Origin of the sequence: Poseidonibacter lekithochrous, assembly GCF_013283835.1 — a bacterium.
Classification (GTDB): Bacteria; Campylobacterota; Campylobacteria; order Campylobacterales; family Arcobacteraceae; genus Poseidonibacter; species Poseidonibacter lekithochrous.
The window spans coordinates 1,723,461-1,740,625 of the sequence record NZ_CP054052.1; the positions used below are offsets into that span (position 1 = coordinate 1,723,461).

13 protein-coding genes and 1 tRNA gene are annotated in these 17,165 nt (G+C 28.7%); 11 read left to right on the forward strand and 3 right to left on the reverse strand.

All coding sequences use genetic code 11. The features are described 5' to 3' along the window. The first annotated feature begins 7 nt into the window (after positions 1-7). The 10 genes from ALEK_RS08175 to ALEK_RS08220 all read left to right on the forward strand — a co-directional run bounded on the left by ALEK_RS08175 (position 8) and on the right by ALEK_RS08220 (position 11,597). A complete protein-coding gene (locus ALEK_RS08175) occupies positions 8-943 on the forward strand; it encodes an SEL1-like repeat protein (RefSeq protein WP_071625654.1) in 936 nt (311 codons plus the stop codon). A gap of 63 nt (positions 944-1,006) precedes the next feature. After that, positions 1,007-1,082, forward strand: a tRNA-Glu gene (locus ALEK_RS08180). A gap of 156 nt (positions 1,083-1,238) precedes the next feature. Beyond that, complete coding sequence (gene aroB, locus ALEK_RS08185) at positions 1,239-2,273, forward strand: 3-dehydroquinate synthase (protein ID WP_071625653.1); 1,035 nt, start codon at positions 1,239-1,241, stop codon at positions 2,271-2,273. A gap of 2 nt (positions 2,274-2,275) precedes the next feature. Further along, complete coding sequence (locus ALEK_RS08190; protein ID WP_071625652.1) at positions 2,276-4,030, forward strand: mechanosensitive ion channel domain-containing protein; 1,755 nt, start codon at positions 2,276-2,278, stop codon at positions 4,028-4,030. A 23-nt stretch (positions 4,031-4,053) separates the two neighbouring features. Continuing rightward, complete coding sequence (gene mtaB / locus ALEK_RS08195) at positions 4,054-5,322, forward strand: tRNA (N(6)-L-threonylcarbamoyladenosine(37)-C(2))-methylthiotransferase MtaB (RefSeq protein ID WP_071625651.1); 1,269 nt, start codon at positions 4,054-4,056, stop codon at positions 5,320-5,322. After that, positions 5,303-6,778 (forward strand): AAA family ATPase, encoded by a 1,476-nt coding sequence (locus ALEK_RS08200; RefSeq protein WP_071625650.1) that lies wholly within the window; start codon positions 5,303-5,305, stop codon positions 6,776-6,778. The genes mtaB and ALEK_RS08200 overlap by 20 nt, the downstream gene beginning before the upstream one ends. Beyond that, complete coding sequence (gene bioV / locus ALEK_RS08205; RefSeq protein ID WP_071625649.1) at positions 6,765-7,283, forward strand: pimelyl-ACP methyl ester esterase BioV; 519 nt, start codon at positions 6,765-6,767, stop codon at positions 7,281-7,283. Before ALEK_RS08200 ends, bioV begins: the two co-directional genes overlap by 14 nt. Further along, positions 7,280-7,819: a molybdopterin adenylyltransferase gene (gene mog, locus ALEK_RS08210; protein ID WP_071625648.1), complete on the forward strand. Its 540-nt coding sequence runs from the start codon at positions 7,280-7,282 to the stop codon at positions 7,817-7,819. Before bioV ends, mog begins: the two co-directional genes overlap by 4 nt. 214 nt (positions 7,820-8,033) lie before the next feature. Then, a complete protein-coding gene (locus tag ALEK_RS08215; protein ID WP_407983819.1) occupies positions 8,034-9,359 on the forward strand; it encodes an SLC13 family permease in 1,326 nt (441 codons plus the stop codon). Between the two features lie 33 nt (positions 9,360-9,392). Then, positions 9,393-11,597 carry an endonuclease MutS2 gene (locus ALEK_RS08220; RefSeq protein WP_071625646.1) on the forward strand — a complete coding sequence of 735 codons (2,205 nt, stop codon included), beginning with the start codon at positions 9,393-9,395 and terminating at the stop codon, positions 11,595-11,597. A gap of 216 nt (positions 11,598-11,813) precedes the next feature. On the opposite strand, the gene ALEK_RS08225 is transcribed toward ALEK_RS08220, so the two are convergent. From ALEK_RS08225 to ALEK_RS08235, 3 genes are all read right to left on the reverse strand, one after another. Further along, a complete protein-coding gene (locus tag ALEK_RS08225; protein WP_071625645.1) occupies positions 11,814-12,356 on the reverse strand; it encodes a hypothetical protein in 543 nt (180 codons plus the stop codon). A gap of 105 nt (positions 12,357-12,461) precedes the next feature. Next, positions 12,462-15,464 (reverse strand): DUF748 domain-containing protein, encoded by a 3,003-nt coding sequence (locus tag ALEK_RS08230; protein WP_071625644.1) that lies wholly within the window; start codon positions 15,462-15,464, stop codon positions 12,462-12,464. 10 nt (positions 15,465-15,474) lie between these two features. Further along, positions 15,475-15,942 carry an FHA domain-containing protein gene (locus ALEK_RS08235; RefSeq protein WP_071625643.1) on the reverse strand — a complete coding sequence of 156 codons (468 nt, stop codon included), beginning with the start codon at positions 15,940-15,942 and terminating at the stop codon, positions 15,475-15,477. Between the two features lie 93 nt (positions 15,943-16,035). Here ALEK_RS08235 and dapE point away from each other — a divergent pair, with 93 nt between their 5' ends. Next, positions 16,036-17,136, forward strand: a complete 1,101-nt coding sequence (dapE, locus tag ALEK_RS08240; RefSeq protein ID WP_071625642.1) for a succinyl-diaminopimelate desuccinylase — start codon at positions 16,036-16,038, stop codon at positions 17,134-17,136. Positions 17,137-17,165: the final 29 nt, after the last annotated feature.

The following is a 17,165-nucleotide window of genomic DNA, read 5'->3' on the forward strand; positions in this document are numbered from 1 at the left end:
ATTGGGTATGTATAAATATTTATTCTTAAGTATAATTTTTATTGTTAATTTAAATGCTTTAACTTTTGAAGAAGCAGCTAAAAACTTAGAAGAGAAGAAATACGACTTGGCTTATGAGCAGTTTAGTATTTTATCTCTAGATGAAGATGCTAATGCTCAATACAATTTAGGACTTATGACGTACAAAGGTTTGGGCTTAGAACAAAACCTTGAGCTTGCTTTCTTTTGGTATCAAGAAGCTGCTAAAAACGGAAACATGCAAGCTCAAAATAATTTAGCTCATATGTATTATTTAGGTATAAATACTAATAAAGATACAAAAAAAGCTAAATATTGGTTTGAACAATCTGCCTTACAAAACTATCCTTTGGCACAATTAAATCTTGGTTTAATGTATGAAAAATCCCCTAAAAATGACAGTCTAAAGCAAGCTTTCAAATGGTATAAAAAAGCAGCAAATAATGGTGTTATTATTGCTCAAAATAATCTTGCATCAATGTATTATTATGGAAAAGGTGTAAAAAAAGATTTATCAAAAGCAGCATTTTGGTACAAACAAGCAGTAATTGCAAAAGACCCTGTTGCACAATTTAATCTTGGAACTATGTATTTAATGGGTGATTATGTTAAAAAAGATGTAGATAAGGCACTTGAATTATTAGAAGAGTCTGCAAAAAAAGATAATGTTTCCGCTCAAATTAAATTAGCAGATCTATATAGGCAAGCTAACTATATAGATCAAGATTACAAAAAGTCTTTTGACTTATATAATATACTTGCAAACAAGGGTAAAACCAAGGCTATGTACTACTTAGGCTACTATTATTTTAATGGTTTTGGAACAGATAAAAACTTAGATAAATCTGTTTTTTGGTTAAAAAAAGCTAAAAATTTAGGTCATAAACGATCAGCAAATTTCCTTAAAAATCACAATTTGAAATAATTCTTCAGATTTTAAGAAAAAATCAATATTATTTAGATTATAATTTCAGTCTTTTATTACAATGACCCCGTCGTCTAGTGGCCAAGGACGTCAGGATTTCCTCCTGAATACGTGTGTTCGAATCATACTGGGGTCGCCATTTTCTTTTTTGATTACTACTAGAATAATAACTCAAATCCAATTAACTTTTTAAGATCCTAGAATTCAAGTAAGTTACCATAACTTCAATGCTTTTTTAGCTATTTTTAGATAATATATCTAGACTTAACTAATAAATAATTTGGAAAAACTAAAAATGACTGTTAAAATTGATTTACCACACGATAATTCATATAATATTTTTATTGATAAACTAAACGAACTATACTTCGATACAAAAGTTGTAATTGTTACTAACCCAACTGTAAGTGGTTTCCACTTAGATTACTTAAAAAGTAAATTAACTGCTAAAGAACTTAGTGTATGTACTATTCCTGATGGAGAACAGTATAAACATATGGAAACTATTGAATCTATACTAGAACATTGTTTTGAGCATAGATTAGATAGAAAATCTCTTCTTGTAGCTTTTGGTGGTGGTGTTATTGGTGATATGACTGGTTTTGCTGCTTCTGTTTACCAAAGAGGAATTGATTTTGTTCAAGTGCCAACTACTTTACTTTCACAAGTAGATGCTAGTGTTGGTGGGAAAACTGGAATCAATAATAAATTTGGTAAAAATCTTATTGGTGCATTTCATCAACCAAATGCTGTTTATATTGATCCTTCTATGTTATCTACACTTCCAAGAAGAGAGTTTGGGGCAGGTGTTGCTGAGATTGTAAAAATGGCAGTTACATTTAACAAAGACTTTTTTGAGTGGTTAGAGCAAAACGATATTACAGAAGAAGAAAATTTAAAAATAGCGATTCAAAAATCTGTTGAAACAAAAGCTTATGTTGTTTCTCAAGATGAAAAAGAACATGGTATTAGAGCTGCTTTAAACTATGGTCATACTTTTGGTCATGTTGTTGAAAATGAAACTAACTATAATACTTACTTACATGGTGAAGCTGTAGGGATTGGTATGGTTATGGCAAATACATTAGCTGTAAAAGTTGGACTTATGAGTGAGGATGATGCTTTAAGAGTTAAAGTATTATTAGAAAAATACGATATTCCCACTTCATACAGTATCAAAGACGTTGAAGATTTCTATGAGCATTTTTTCTTAGATAAAAAATCTCTTGATAATAAAATTAAATTCATTTTGCCTAAAGGACTTGGGGATTGTTTAATCACTAATGAAATAGAAAAAAATGACGTTATAGAAATCCTAAAAGGCTTCTAGCAGTGCTAAAAAAAATATTACTATCAACTCTCTTAGTAAGTACATTCACTTTTGCACAAACTAGTGCTGAACAAAAAATCATTGACACTGCTGATAAGGCTGTGGTAAATGAAATTGAACAAAAAATTATCAAAGAAAAATTTGATGAAGCGCAAAAAGAATTAGAAGCAAAAAAAGCAAGAGAACTAGCTGAGAAAAAAGCAAGAGATCTTGATATGCAAAATCTTGCACAAATAAATGTGATTTTAGGGAAAATCAAAAAGATTGATTTACAACTAAAAGATAATATTTTATTAAAAAGATATTCAAACTATTTATCTTATAGAAAAATTTCTACGGAATTAGCTTTATACAAAAGAAGTTTAATCAAGAAGAAAAAAACAGCATCTGAAGAACAGCTGTACCAATTACATAATAAGATTAAAGTAAAAGAAAATGAATTAGAACTGATTAATGAGTACAAAGGTTCACCAATTGGTGGATTTATTAATCCTCCTGTTATTGAAGAATATGATTTAATTACAAATCCATTTGGAATTATCAATGCTCTTTCTCAAATCAAAAAACTTGAAGATAATAAAAAACAGTTTAGAAACCTAGAAAAAGATATCAATAGTCTTACAGTTAGACTTGATGATGAACTTATCTTATATCTTGAACTGTTTAATTTAGACCAACAAGGTGAATATAAAGAAAAAATCACTTTCTTAGATAAACAGAAAAAAGATTTTAATATGGTTTTAGAAATTGTATCAACAACTCAAGTTGTATATACAAGAAAAATAGAACAAGTTATTTTAGAAATCAAAGATCAGATTTCACAACAAATTCAAAAGATACTAATTATTCTTACAATTATTATTCTTTTATCATTTGTTGCATTTTTAGTTAAATTAGCACTTAAGAAATATTTCTCTCAAAATGAGAGTTATTATATGACAAATAAAGTAATCAACTTTTCTGTTGTATTTTTGATTATTATGGTTTTAATGTTCTCATATATTGATAATGTTTCATACCTTGTAACTATCCTTGGATTTGCATCTGCGGGTATTGCTATTGCTTTAAAAGACTGGTTTATGTCTATTTTTGGATGGATGGTTATTGTAACATCAGGTTCAATTCAAGTAGGGGATAGAATCAAAGTAACAAGAAATGGTCTTGAAGCAGTTGGTGATGTACTTGATATTTCACTATTCAAAATTACGATTAGAGAAGATATTACATATACTTCATATACTGTAAATAGAAGAACAGGAAGAATTTTCTTCATTCCAAATAACTATATTTTCTCTGAAATGATTGCAAACTACACTCACTCAGGATTAAGAACAGTATGGGATGGTATTGATATCACATTAACATTTGATTCAAACCACAAGAAAGCACAGAAAATTGTAAAAGATATTTTAAAACACTACTCAAAGGGATATACTGATATTACTAGAAAACAGTTATCTAAAATGAGAAATAAATATCAATTAAGAGCTACAGGTGTTGAGCCTAGAGTTTTTACATTTATAGAACCACATGGTATGGTAATTTCAGGATGGTATCTTACAAACTCTTATGCAGCACTTCAATTAAGAAGTACTATGAGTCCAGAGATTTTAGAAGCATTTATGAAAGAAGATGATATTCATATTGCATACCCAACTCAACAAATTAATATTAATAGAACAGATAATGCTTATGGTGTTTCAGTGAAAAAAAGAGAAATGCCAAAAGAATTAGAAGATGACATTATCAAAAGATAGAAAGAATTAAGGAATAAAGTTTAATGAATTTTTCAGACAATAAACCAAAAGTATATTTTAAGACTTTTGGATGTAGAACAAACGTATTTGATACTCAAGTTATGATGAGTAATCTTAAAGACTTTGAAATTACACAAAATGAAAAAGATGCAGATGTAGTTGTAATTAACTCTTGTACAGTAACAAACGGAGCTGATTCAACTGCTAGAGGTTATATCAACGGATTAAAGAAACTACCAAATGACCCAAGAGTAGTATTTACTGGGTGTGGAGTTTGGACAAAAGGTGAAAGCCTATTTAAAGAAGATAAAGTAGATTCATTATTTGGTCACTCTGAAAAAGAGAATATTAATGATTTACTTTTAAAAGAAGAAAGATTTTTTCAAGCAGGGGACTTAGAACATTTAGATAATACTATTGTTGAAGAGTTTGTAGGAAAATCAAGAGCATTTATTAAAGTACAAGAAGGTTGTGACTTTAGATGTTCTTACTGTATTATCCCTTATGTAAGGGGTGATGCTAGATCTTACACTGAAGAGAAGATTTTAGAACAAGTAAGAACATTAGCTGCTAATGGTTTTGGTGAGTTTATTCTAACTGGAACAAATGTAGGATCGTATGGTAAAAAACATCATACATCATTAGCAAAACTTTTAAAGAAAATGTCGCAAATTAAAGGTGTTAGAAGAATTAGAATGGGAAGTATTGAACCTATTCAAATTGATGATGAGTTTAAAGAACTAGTAAACGAACCATTTATGGCGAAACATCTTCATATTGCATTACAACATACTTCAAAAGATATGTTAAAAATAATGAATAGAAGAAATAAAGTATTAAGTGACCTAGAATTATTTGAATTCTTAAAAGAAAATGGTTATGCTTTAGGTACTGATTTTATTGTAGGTCACCCAGGTGAAACTGATGAGTTATGGAAGGAAGCTATGGAAAATCTTCATAAATTCCCATTAACACATGTTCATGCGTTTACATACTCAAAAAGAGATGGAACACCAAGTGCTACGATGAAACCTGAGGTTAGAGGGGATATTGCTAAATTACGTTATAACGAATTAACTAAAATAATTGAGCAAAAGAACTTTGATTTCAGACGTGAAAACAATAAAACTTTAGAAGTTTTAATTGAACAAGAGAAAAATGGAAAATACATAGGACTAGATCAATTCTTTAATCAAATTGAAATCGATTCACCTGTTGATATAGTAGGTGACTGGATTTTCATAGATGATTATGAGGCAAAGGCTGATAAAAATGTCGCAAAATTCGAGTAATATAAATAAAAACTTAGATAAAAATTTCAAGTTTATGGTCACTATGGCCATAGTTTTAGTAATACTTTTTGTACTTACTTTTTACAAGAGTAGTATCCATATACAAAGTACTTCATACTATGTAGGATTAGGATTTATTTTTGTACTTCTTATTGTTGCAGTAGTTCTTAGGCTTAATCAAAATAAGCTTAAGGATTATATTGACAAGAAAAAAAATAAAAGAACTGACAATAGCTTCCAAAACGAGCTTTCTAAAAAACAAACAATAAATGATGATTTAAATATTGATATTCAAGCAGTTAGCTCAAATGTTACATTTAAAGATATTGCAGGAATTGCTGAAATAAAAGAAGAACTTGAAGAAGTAGTTGATTTTTTAAATGAACCAAAAAAATACTTACAACATGGAATTAAACTTCCTAAAGGTGTTTTATTAGTTGGACCTCCAGGAGTTGGTAAAACACTAATAGCTCGTGCTGTTGCGGGTGAAGCTGATGTTCCTTTCTTCTATCAAAGTGGTGCTTCATTTGTACAAATATATGTAGGAATGGGTGCTAAAAAGGTTCGAGAACTATTTGCTAAAGCAAAAGCTTCTGCTCCTGCTATTGTATTTATTGATGAAATAGATGCAGTTGGAAAAGCAAGAAGTGGAAAATCAAATGATGAAAGAGAATCTACATTAAATGAGTTATTAACTCAAATGGATGGGTTCGAAGGTGACAGCGGTGTTATTGTAATTGCTGCAACTAATAAAATTGAAGTTCTTGACGATGCATTATTAAGAGCAGGTAGATTTGATAGAAGAGTTCATGTAGGATTACCAAATATTGATGATAGGAAAAAAATCTTATCTTTATATTTAGAAGGTAAAAATCATGAAATTGATATAGATAAACTTTCTCATGATACATCTGGATTTAGTTCAGCAGCCCTAGCTACACTTATCAATGAAGCTTTATTAAATATGATCAAAAGAGAATCAAAGATTCTTGATATGGATGATATTGAAGTTGCTAAGAATAAGTTAGAGTTCGGTAAAAAACAAATTAAAATTCTTGATGCAAAACAAAAAGAAATTTTATCAATTTATCAAGCATCTAAAGCATATATCTCAAAATCAAAAGTAGCACTTTTTGATGAGGGTGTGTCAAAAATGAATTCAACTTATCCATCATATAATGAATTATGTGAAAATATCAGAAGAGATTTAGCTGGTATTATAGGTGTTGAAGTTATCAAAAAAGAAAAATACGCAATAAACCATAAAGATTTAGAATCAGCAACTAATATTGCTAAAGATATTGTAGAAAAATATAAAATGTCTAATTCAGTAGATGAATTATTAACAAATATCAAAAATGAATTAAGAGCTGATTTATCTCATAATGCAGCTGATATTAATAGACTTAAAAATATTATGTTAGAAAATGAGGTAATTAATATTGAAGATATCTAAAGATTACTTTTCAGGCTTTTGTTTAGAAAATGAAAGTGAATTATTTGAAGAGTATAGAGTAATCAATGACTTTACAGTTTCTGGCTTTTCTTATGGAGCTATAAAAGCATTTGAAGAAGTTATCAGCTCAGAGCAAAGAGTTGATACTCTTCAACTATTCTCACCTGCATTTTTCCAAACACAAGACAAAAAATTCAAAAGAATGCAATTAATGTTTTTCAAAAAAGATGCGCAAGCTTATTGTAATAACTTTCTAGAAAACATATCACACCCATCTTCTATAAATACTAATAAATATTTTAACCAAGGTTCTTATGAGCACTTAGAAGAGTTATTAACTTATGAATGGGATGAAGAAAAATTACAAGCCTTAGTAGATAAGGGTGTAAAAATTGAAGTCTTCTTAGGACAAGAAGATAAAATTATAGATTCAAAAAAAGCAAATGACTTCTTCTTGAAGTTTGCAACAGTATATTATATAAAAGAAAAAGGACATATTTTATGAGTAACAAAATCGCAAAAATAGGAATAATTACAGCCTCTGATAGAGCAAGTAAAGGAATTTACGAAGACTTATCAGGAAAAGCTATTGAAGATACTTTAAATGATTATTTAACATCTACATGGGAACCTGTATATAGATGTATTGAAGATGACCAAAAAACTATTGAAGATACTATGAAAGAATTAGTTGATAATGAGGGTTGTTGTTTAGTAGTAACAACTGGTGGAACAGGTCCAGCAGCTAGAGATGTAACTCCAGAAGCTACTGAAGCTGTATGTGATAGAATGATGCCAGGTTTTGGTGAGCTTATGAGAGCTGAGTCTTTAAAGTTTGTACCAACTGCAATTCTTTCTAGACAAACAGCAGGTCTTAGAGGAAGTTCACTTATTGTTAATCTTCCTGGTAAACCTAAATCAATTAGAGAATGTTTAGATGCAGTTTTCCCTGCTATTCCATATTGTATTGATTTAATGGAAGGACCTTTCTTAGAGTGTAATGAAGAAGTAATAAAACCATTTAGACCTAAGAAAAAATAAGTATATCTTATTTTAAAATGTATAAAGTATGTCTCTAATATGTATCAATAATGTCGCTAAAATGTACTAAAAATGTATGTTTTATTTGATTTGTTACATTATGTAAAGTTATAATACTTTATCAAAAATTTATTCCTTTCTTTTTATGAATTTTAGTCTGTTATATATACAATAGATTTAAGAAGTCAAAAAAGAAAGGATCAAATTGAAGAAAATTCTACTAGCTTTAATACTAGCACTTGCAACATTTTTAGTTGCTGGATATGCTTTTAATACTCAACACGCAACTCTATTGGGGTTGATTGTATTTTTAGTTGCTTTATGGACAAATGAGGCATTACCATTGGGAGTTGTATCACTACTTCCTATTTTACTTTTCCCTACATTTGATATTATGAGCACTAATGCTACATCTGTTAACTACTCTAAATCAATCATCTTTTTATTTTTAGGTGGTTTTATGATTGCAATTGCAACTCAAAAAACAAATTTACATAAGTATGTATCAAACAAACTTTTAACACTATTCCCAAATACTCCTAGAGGAATTTTGTTTTCATTATCAATTACATCTGCATTTTTAAGTTCACTTATTTCAAATACTACAACAGCATTATTATTGATACCAATTGCAATGTTTTTAACTGATGATCTAAAATTAAAAATGAGATTAGTTCTAGCAATTGCTTATGGGGCTAGTATTGGTGGAATTGTAACTCCAATTGGAACTCCTCCAAATCTAATTCTTTTAGGGTTTATGGAACAAAATGCAATAGAAGCAATACCTTTTGTAAAATGGATATTCCTAACAGGTCCTTTAGCTTTAGTTATGTTATTAATAATTCCATTCTTCTTATCGTTAGGTGTTCAAGACTTGAAGTTCGATACTAAACTTGAAGATAGAACACACTTAAGTGGTGAACAAAGAAGATTACTTTATATTTTAGGTTCTCTTGTAGTTTTACTATTAGTTAATTCAAAAATTGAACCATATTATTCAGGACTTGGTTTAAATGAAAAAGGAATTTTATTAGCTTATGGACTATTAATGTTTGTTCCAAAGATTGGTTTCTTAGAGTGGGAAGATACAAAAAAGATTCCTTATGAAATCATCTTCTTATTTGGTGCTGGTTTCTCTATTGCTAGTGCATTTTCATCTACTGGTTTAGCTAATGAAATTGCAAACTATTTATTAGCCTTAACAAGTTTACCAACAATATTGCTGATTGTTTTAGTTGCTTCACTGATTACTTTTACTACAGAAGTTACATCAAATACAGCGCTAACATCAATTGCTTTACCAATCATTTTCTCTCTAAGCCAAGCTGCTAATATAGATAGTACTTTATTACTATTTGTTGCAACAATTTGTGCTTCTTATGCATTCATGCTTCCAATTGCTACTCCTCCTAATGCAATTGCCATGAGTTCGGGTGCTGTAAGAGTAAAAGATATGGCAAAAATTGGATTTGTATTTAATATTATAGGAATTTTAGCAATTACTACTATTGCTTTAGTTTATTGGCAATATTATTTATAAAAGTATTATAGCCTTTAGGCTATAATGCGCACCATGCATGATATATTAAAAAAATTAGATTTAACAGACTATATAGAATCTTTCTCTACACTTTTAGCAAGAGAGAAATCGATCATTTTAGAAGGTGATATAAACCTTCACTACAAACTTATAAACGAACTATCAAACTATGATATAAAAGCTCCTTTAGAAGTAGAATCTTTAGATAGAGCATTGGTACATATACAAAAACAAGGTATTTTAAAAGTATATGAAATCTATGAATTCGTAAAAATTATAAACTATTTCAATTATCTAAGAAGATTTAACTTTGAAGGTAAACTTCAAGAGTGGATTGATAAGATAATAATCCCAACAGAAATAAACAAAATTTGTGATTACTTTGATTCAAAATCAAACCTAAAAGATGGTGTTGATGAAGATTACGACATGGTTAAAAATGCCATTTCTAAAAACAAAGAACAAATCAAACAAAGTTTATATAAAACAATCAATTCTAGTAAAGTAAGAACTTATTTAGTTGATTCTCAAGTTCACTATATTAATGGGGAAGAGTGTATTTTAGTTCGAGGTGGATTTAACCACGTACTTAAAGCACAAGTTCTTGATAGATCAAACTCTGGATTCTTTTATGTTTTACCTCATAGTGTGGCTTCACTAAAACAATCACAAAATGATTTATTAAATAAAAGAGAAGAGATATTACTAAAGGTATGTAAAGAAATTTCTTCAATGTTTGAGAAGAATTTAATGTTCTTAAAATTTATCAATAAAGAGTTTGATAGATTCGATCATTACCAAGCAAGACTATTTTTTGCAAAAATAGATGATAAAAACTTTATTTTGCCATCAAAGAAAAAACAAAATAAACTTGTGAATTTCTCACATCCAGCTCTAAGTGATGCCAAACCTATTTCTATTGATTTTACTAAATCAGTAGTTATGATTACAGGGGTAAACGCCGGTGGTAAAACTATGATGTTAAAATCAATTTTATCAGCTGTTTTACTTTCAAAATACTTACTTCCATACAAAGCCTCAAAAGAGACAACAGTAGGAACATTCAAAAGTATTAATGCTGTATTAGATGACCCTCAAAGTGTAAAAAATGATATTTCTACATTTGCAGGAAGAATGGTTGAGTTCTCAAAACTATTTGGTTCTAAAATGGCAATTGTTGGAGTTGATGAGATTGAATTAGGTACAGATTCTGATGAAGCTGCTTCTTTATTCAAAGTAATTATTGAAGAATTAATGCAAAGAGATATCAAAGTAATTATTACAACTCACCACAAAAGACTAGCTGCTCTTATGGCTGCAAATGATGATGTAGAGTTAATTGCTGCACTTTATGATGAAGAGAATCAAAAACCAACTTATGAGTTCTTACAAGGAACTATTGGTAAGTCTTATGCCTTTGAAACTGCATCAAGATATGGAATCCCTCATAATGTAGTTAAAAAAGCAAAAGAGGTTTATGGTGATGATAAAGATAGACTTAATGAATTAATTGAGAGAAGTTCTGAGCTTGAAAAAGAGTATCAATTAAAGATTACAAAACTTGATAGTGAAATTAATAAAATGGAAAGACTATCTAGAAACTTACAAGAGCAAAAAGAGTCTTTAGATGATGAGATTTATTCTGAAAAATCAAAACTTCACAAAGAGTACAAAGATGCTAGAGACGAAGCTAAAAAAGCTATCAAAGCTAAACTAGTAAAAGAATCACATCAACATCTTAATATCTCACATCAAAAAGCAAGTGATATTAAAGCTGCAAAAGTAGTAGATGCTGTTGAGTTAAAAGTAGGGGATAGAGTAAAATATAGAAGTACAAAAGGTGTTCTTATTTCTGTTAAAGGTAAAAAAGCCTTTATTGAAAATGATATGGGAATGAAAGTTCAAGTTAAACTTGAAGACCTACAAAGAAGTGGTAATCCACCTAAGATTAAAACACCACCTAAAAAAGCTACTATTACAGTTCAAAAGCCAGCTTCAGGACATGTAAAACTTGATTTACATGGACAAAGAGCTGATGAAGCTATTGATAACTTAGATAAGTTCTTATCAGATGCATTACTTGCAGGATTTGATGAAGTTCTTGTTTATCATGGAATTGGTACTGGAAAATTATCTTATGCTGTTAAGAAGTTCTTAGATTCTCATCCAAGTGTTCAAGGCTACACAGATGCACATCCATCTCAGGGTGGTTTTGGTGCTAAGGTTATCAAATTATAATAGTTTTCTATTTTAGTACTATTTAAATACCTTTTATCTATATAATCCCTCTATAAAATATAAAGGGATTAATATTGGATTTAAATAGTACTGCGTTTGAGATCATTTTTTTTGTTTTGATTTTGTCTGGAATTATATCGGTTATGCCATATAGTTTTTGGGTAGTTGTTTTTGAGCGAGAGAAGTGATATTAAAATAAAAAACTTTAAAAGCTTTTTATTTTAATGAAGTAAATGATTGTAGAGCACACTCTATTCTTTCATTTAAATCTTTTAAGTCTTTGTCCATATAATCTGTTTGGATTTTATAAACTGTATTATTGTTTAGTTTGAATTCTAATAATACATATCCAGCATAAAGTTTACTCTTTTTACCTTTTTTATTTGTATCTTTTTTGTCATTCTCATATAGATAATATTTGATTTCAACTTTCTCATCTTTAAGTGATTCATTCTTTACAAATTTCTCTAAAACAATCTCTAATCTATTTTGAGCTTCTTTTTCTGATAGTATTTCTTTTAAGTGACTTTTCATATGTTTTGAGTAATCAACATATGTGTTTATCTTATAATTCTTACTCTCTAGTAAATCAATAGCTTTTATTACGGGTTGATCAGTGAAAACTCTCTCAAATGTAATAGTCTGAGCTTGACAAGCTAGTCTCTTTTCTTTTGCAACAGTTAGGTTTAGCTTTGTAAAAGCACCATAAAGTCCTAATAGTATTAGTATAATAATTATTAATGAAATGATATTTCTCATAAGTATTCCTTATATAAAATTAAATTTTATGGAATAATATCAGATAATTATACGTATGTCAAATGACATACGTATAATCTGAACTTATATTTACTAGTGTTTAGATTATTTTATATTTGTAAGTTTTAGATCAATATTTGAAGTTTTGTTTTTTGTATTTTTAGTTTTTACACTGTTTGTTAATACAATTTGTTTAGAATTGATCTTATTTTCTTTAATAAGGTATGTTTTGATGTTTTTTATTCTATTTTTAGCCATTTTCTCTAATTGAGCTTTTGTAACTTTTTCATTAGAAATAAGTTTGTTTTCTAATGATAATGAATAACTATTCACATTTAGTTTATTATTTTTTAAATGTGATTTTTTTACATCTTTTATATCTTTTTTGATTTTAGAATATGAACTTTCTAATAATGCTAAGTATTTAGCTTTGTAATCTTTGATTAAAGGATTTGGTAGATTCTTTTCAACCATAGCATCAAATCTAGCTTTTTTCATAGCTTTTAAGTCTTTGCTTGATTCATAAGAACTTTCAAGTTTTAGAGCTAGTTGTGGTCTTTTATTTAGGATTTTTGTTACCTTATCTAAAGTCTCTTTTTGATGTGGAGTTATATCACTCTGACCGTGGTCGAAGTTTACACTTTTGATTTCACTTTCATCAAATCCAAATAAAGCACCTAATAATTTAAATGGAGCAGTAATTGCTTTTGTGATTAAGTTTGTAAATGCTTTCCAAATGATTGGTCCTACTGAGAACTTAGGATCGTCAATATTTCCAGATACTGGGATATTTAAGTCAATTACACCTTTTGAGTCTTCCATAAGTGCTATTGCTAATCCTAGAGGTAATGATACAGCATCTTTACTCTCTACATTTTTACCTAATTTGATTTTTGTAATGATAATACTATTTGTTGCATCTAAATCAGATCTTTTGATATTGTATTTTAAATCTAGGCTTAGTTTTCCACTATCTAATTCTTGCCCAATAAATTTACTTGTATATGGTGAGAAGTTATTCATAGAAATATTTTTAAATCTCATTTGAATATCTGTAAGTATTTTAATATCATTAGGATCTACAATACCTGTAATATTAGTAGTACCATATTTATCAACTACACCATCAACTGAAAGTTTTGTTTTTGATGCTTGATTTGTATTGTACTCCGAAATCTTCCCGTTTAGTTTAGTGATTGTTGTTTTAAATGGTAACGGTAAGTTTTTGTCTTGGAATGTTAAAACTCCATTATTTATATTTACTGGACCAATATCAATAGCTGAAGCTCGTTTGATATGTTTCTTTCTTTTAGCAACTTCTTTTACTTTTTTTGTCTCTTTTGTAGATTCTTTTTTTGGTAGAGTTACTGTAATGTTTGGTTTGTTAACATCAACCTTTGTTACTTTTAAAAGCTTTTCATTTCTTATGATATTTTGTACATTTACATTGATATTTTTTACATCAATATTTGTTTTCTCTTTTGTATTATAAACATTTAAAAATGGCTCTTTTAATAGAATTGATTGAATCTTAATTCCATTTGCATTTTGCGCTAGTTTATTAATAGTAAGATTTAATTTTTGTGTATTTATCAAGTTATTTGATTTTAAATCAGATACTTTAATTTGGTGTTTGTGGATTTTGATTTTGTTGATGTTTGTATTACCCTTAGAATTTTGTAATCCACTTACATTAATATTTCCATTTTTAATATCAATTTTTGTTTTATTTGTTTTATCGTTTATAGATACTTTTTTACTTTGTAATAAAACACTATTAATATTCACCTTACTATCTTTCATAGCAATCTTATCTACACTAATAGAAGAGTTTGCAAGAATATCTAGTTTTGCTTTATTATCATTGATAGATAAAGCAGGGTTGTTAATATAGAATTTATTTACATTGATATCTGAATCATTTACTTTTATTTTACCTACTTTGATTCCGAAGTTTTTATTAGATACTTTTAGATTTGCAACTCTATCATCGTATGTAAGTTTTGAATTGTTGATCTTAAAATCTGTTACATCAATAATCCATGGTTTCTTAGTTTCTGATTCTTTTGTTTTAACTTCTTCTTTTTTCTCATCACTTTTTACAGCAGGAGTTTTTACAAGTTTTGAGAAGTTAATTCCTGATTTATTATTGATTGCTAAAATCTGTGGTTTATTGATATTTGTAGTATTTACAAAAACAGACTGTTTTGCTAAATCTACGTATAAATTAGCTACATCTAATGAAGCTAGTTTGAAAATATCTTGTTTATTATGATTGATATTTATATCTGTTAACAGAAGTTTTTGAGTATTGATAAATAAATCAAACTTCTCTTTTGTCTCAATATCATAATCAAGATTTAGATTTAAAGCAGCTTTTCTATCTAAAGTGAAGTTAAACATCTCTTTTTTATAATCTAATAGTTCTGCTAATTGTAAGTCTTTGATATTTACTTTTCCATACATTGTAAATGGTTTTAATCTAAAGGCACCTACAATTTCTACTTTTGATTTGTCATTGATATTTAAATTAAAAGTATTTGATGAAAGAATGTTTTCATGTGTACCAAAATCATATAATGAATAATTGATATTTTTTAATGCTAATTTATAATCTTCATCTTTTTTCTTTTTTGTGAAGTTGATATTTGCATTTATTAACTGTAATTTTGAAACTAAGAAATCAATAGTTGAATCTGATTTTGGCTCTTCTTTTTTCTTTTCTTCTTTTGTAGGTTTTAAAAGAGAGGCTAGATTGTAATTACCATTTTCATCTTCTATTAAATCAATAGTTGTATCTACTAGTTTTATCTCTTGTACATTGATACTTAGTTTATCAATCGATGGCCATAAACCAAAGTTTAGTGAAAACTCACCAAATGATAATACAGGTTTATCTTTATCACCTAGTTTATATCCAAATATTTTAGCTTCTAAAGTATATGGATTGAATGTCACTTTTTCTATTGTAGATTTGTGAGTTAGGGCTTTGTCTAGGTTTTTTATAGCTTGGTCTTGGATAATTGAAGGAACAAGTCTAAATCCTACAATCGTATAAAGGACAAGAACTATACTAAACCATAAAAGGTACTTTTCATTTTTAGTCATAATAATTCCTTTAATCTTCTTTTAACACTAAGAACTGAAACTTATATTCAGAGTCTGATGAACCAACTTTGATAATATCTCCATCATTTAAAACTTGTTCAATATCACTTTCACTACCACCGTATGTAATGTCATTGATTGTTGTACCAGTTTTACTACCTCTGTCTTTTAATAAAAAGAAATTGTTTGTTTTCTCTATTTGAAAGTGTTCTTTTGCAATTTGTGTATTTCTACTATTGTCAATTAGATAAATATCATTGTTTGAATTTACTTCTGATTTTCTAAATCTAAGTTTGATAAAAAAACCTCGTTCATTTTCACCAACTCTTAGCTCTCTTCCAAGCTTAAATGGAAATTCTGCAATTTGAATAATTCCTTTTTGGCATTGTGCTACTGAGTTCGTTGCTTCTTTTGTTAGTGGTACTAGTATTGCCTCTGGAGTAAGGCTTTTGATGATGTCTCGTTTAGATTTCAACATGTAAATTCCTATGCATAATTATCTTGTGTTTTTAATTATTATAGCAAAATAAAAGTCAGTTTTGCTATAATCGCGAATATATAAAGGATTTAGATGACTGTTATAGAATTATTTCAAAAATTATTAAGATTTAAATCAGTAACTCCAGATGATGATGGAGCATTTGATTTTATAGAAGAGTATTTGGGCGATACTTGGGAATGCATTAGTGTTGATATGGAAGGCGTAAAAAATAGATTTTATTATAAAAAATTCAACGACAATCCACAACATTTATGTTTTGCAGGACACATTGATGTAGTACCTCCAGGGGAAGGATGGGCAGTAGATCCATTTGCAGCTGATATTATCGATGGTGTTATTACAGCGCGTGGAACACAAGATATGAAAAGTGGTGATGCTGCATTTTTATACGCTTGTAAGCATGCGCAAAACTTTGATGGAACATTATCAATCCTAATGACTTCTGATGAAGAGGGTGAGGGTACATACGGAACTATCAAAATGTTAGAGCACTTAAAAGAGATAGATTTCATTCCTCAATACGCAGTAGTTGCAGAGCCAACATGTGAAGATGTATTTGGTGATGCAATCAAAGTAGGAAGAAGAGGAAGTATCAACGGATACATCACTATCAAAGGAAAGCAAGGTCATGCTGCATATCCAGAGAAGTGTATAAATCCAGTGCATAACTTCGCGCATGTATTGCCTCAAATTGCAGGATACAATCTAGATAATGGAGATGAATACTTCTCACCTTCAAAGATGGTAATAACAGATATTAGAGGTGGTATGCAAGTAACAAACGTAACTCCTCCAAACTTAAACTTGATGTTTAATGTAAGAAACTCTACAAATACTACAAGAGAATCTGTAGAAGCTTTCATACACGAAAAACTAGATGGTTTAGAATATGATTTTAGAACTACACAAGGTTCTTTTCCTTTTGTTACAAACAAAGAATCAAAAGTAGTAAAAGCTATGGAAAACTCTATTAAAGAAATCACAGGAGTAAGTACAAAACACTCAACAGCTGGTGGAACATCAGATGCTAGATATTTTGGAGCATTTGGAATAGAAGCTATCGAGTTTGGTGTAATCAATGATACTATTCACTCAGTTGGTGAGAGAACTACTGTAAAAGAAGTAGAAGATTTAACTGATGTTTATGTGGATTTGATTAAGAAGTTTTAATTTCTTCACTTAGAAACTACTAAAAGGTA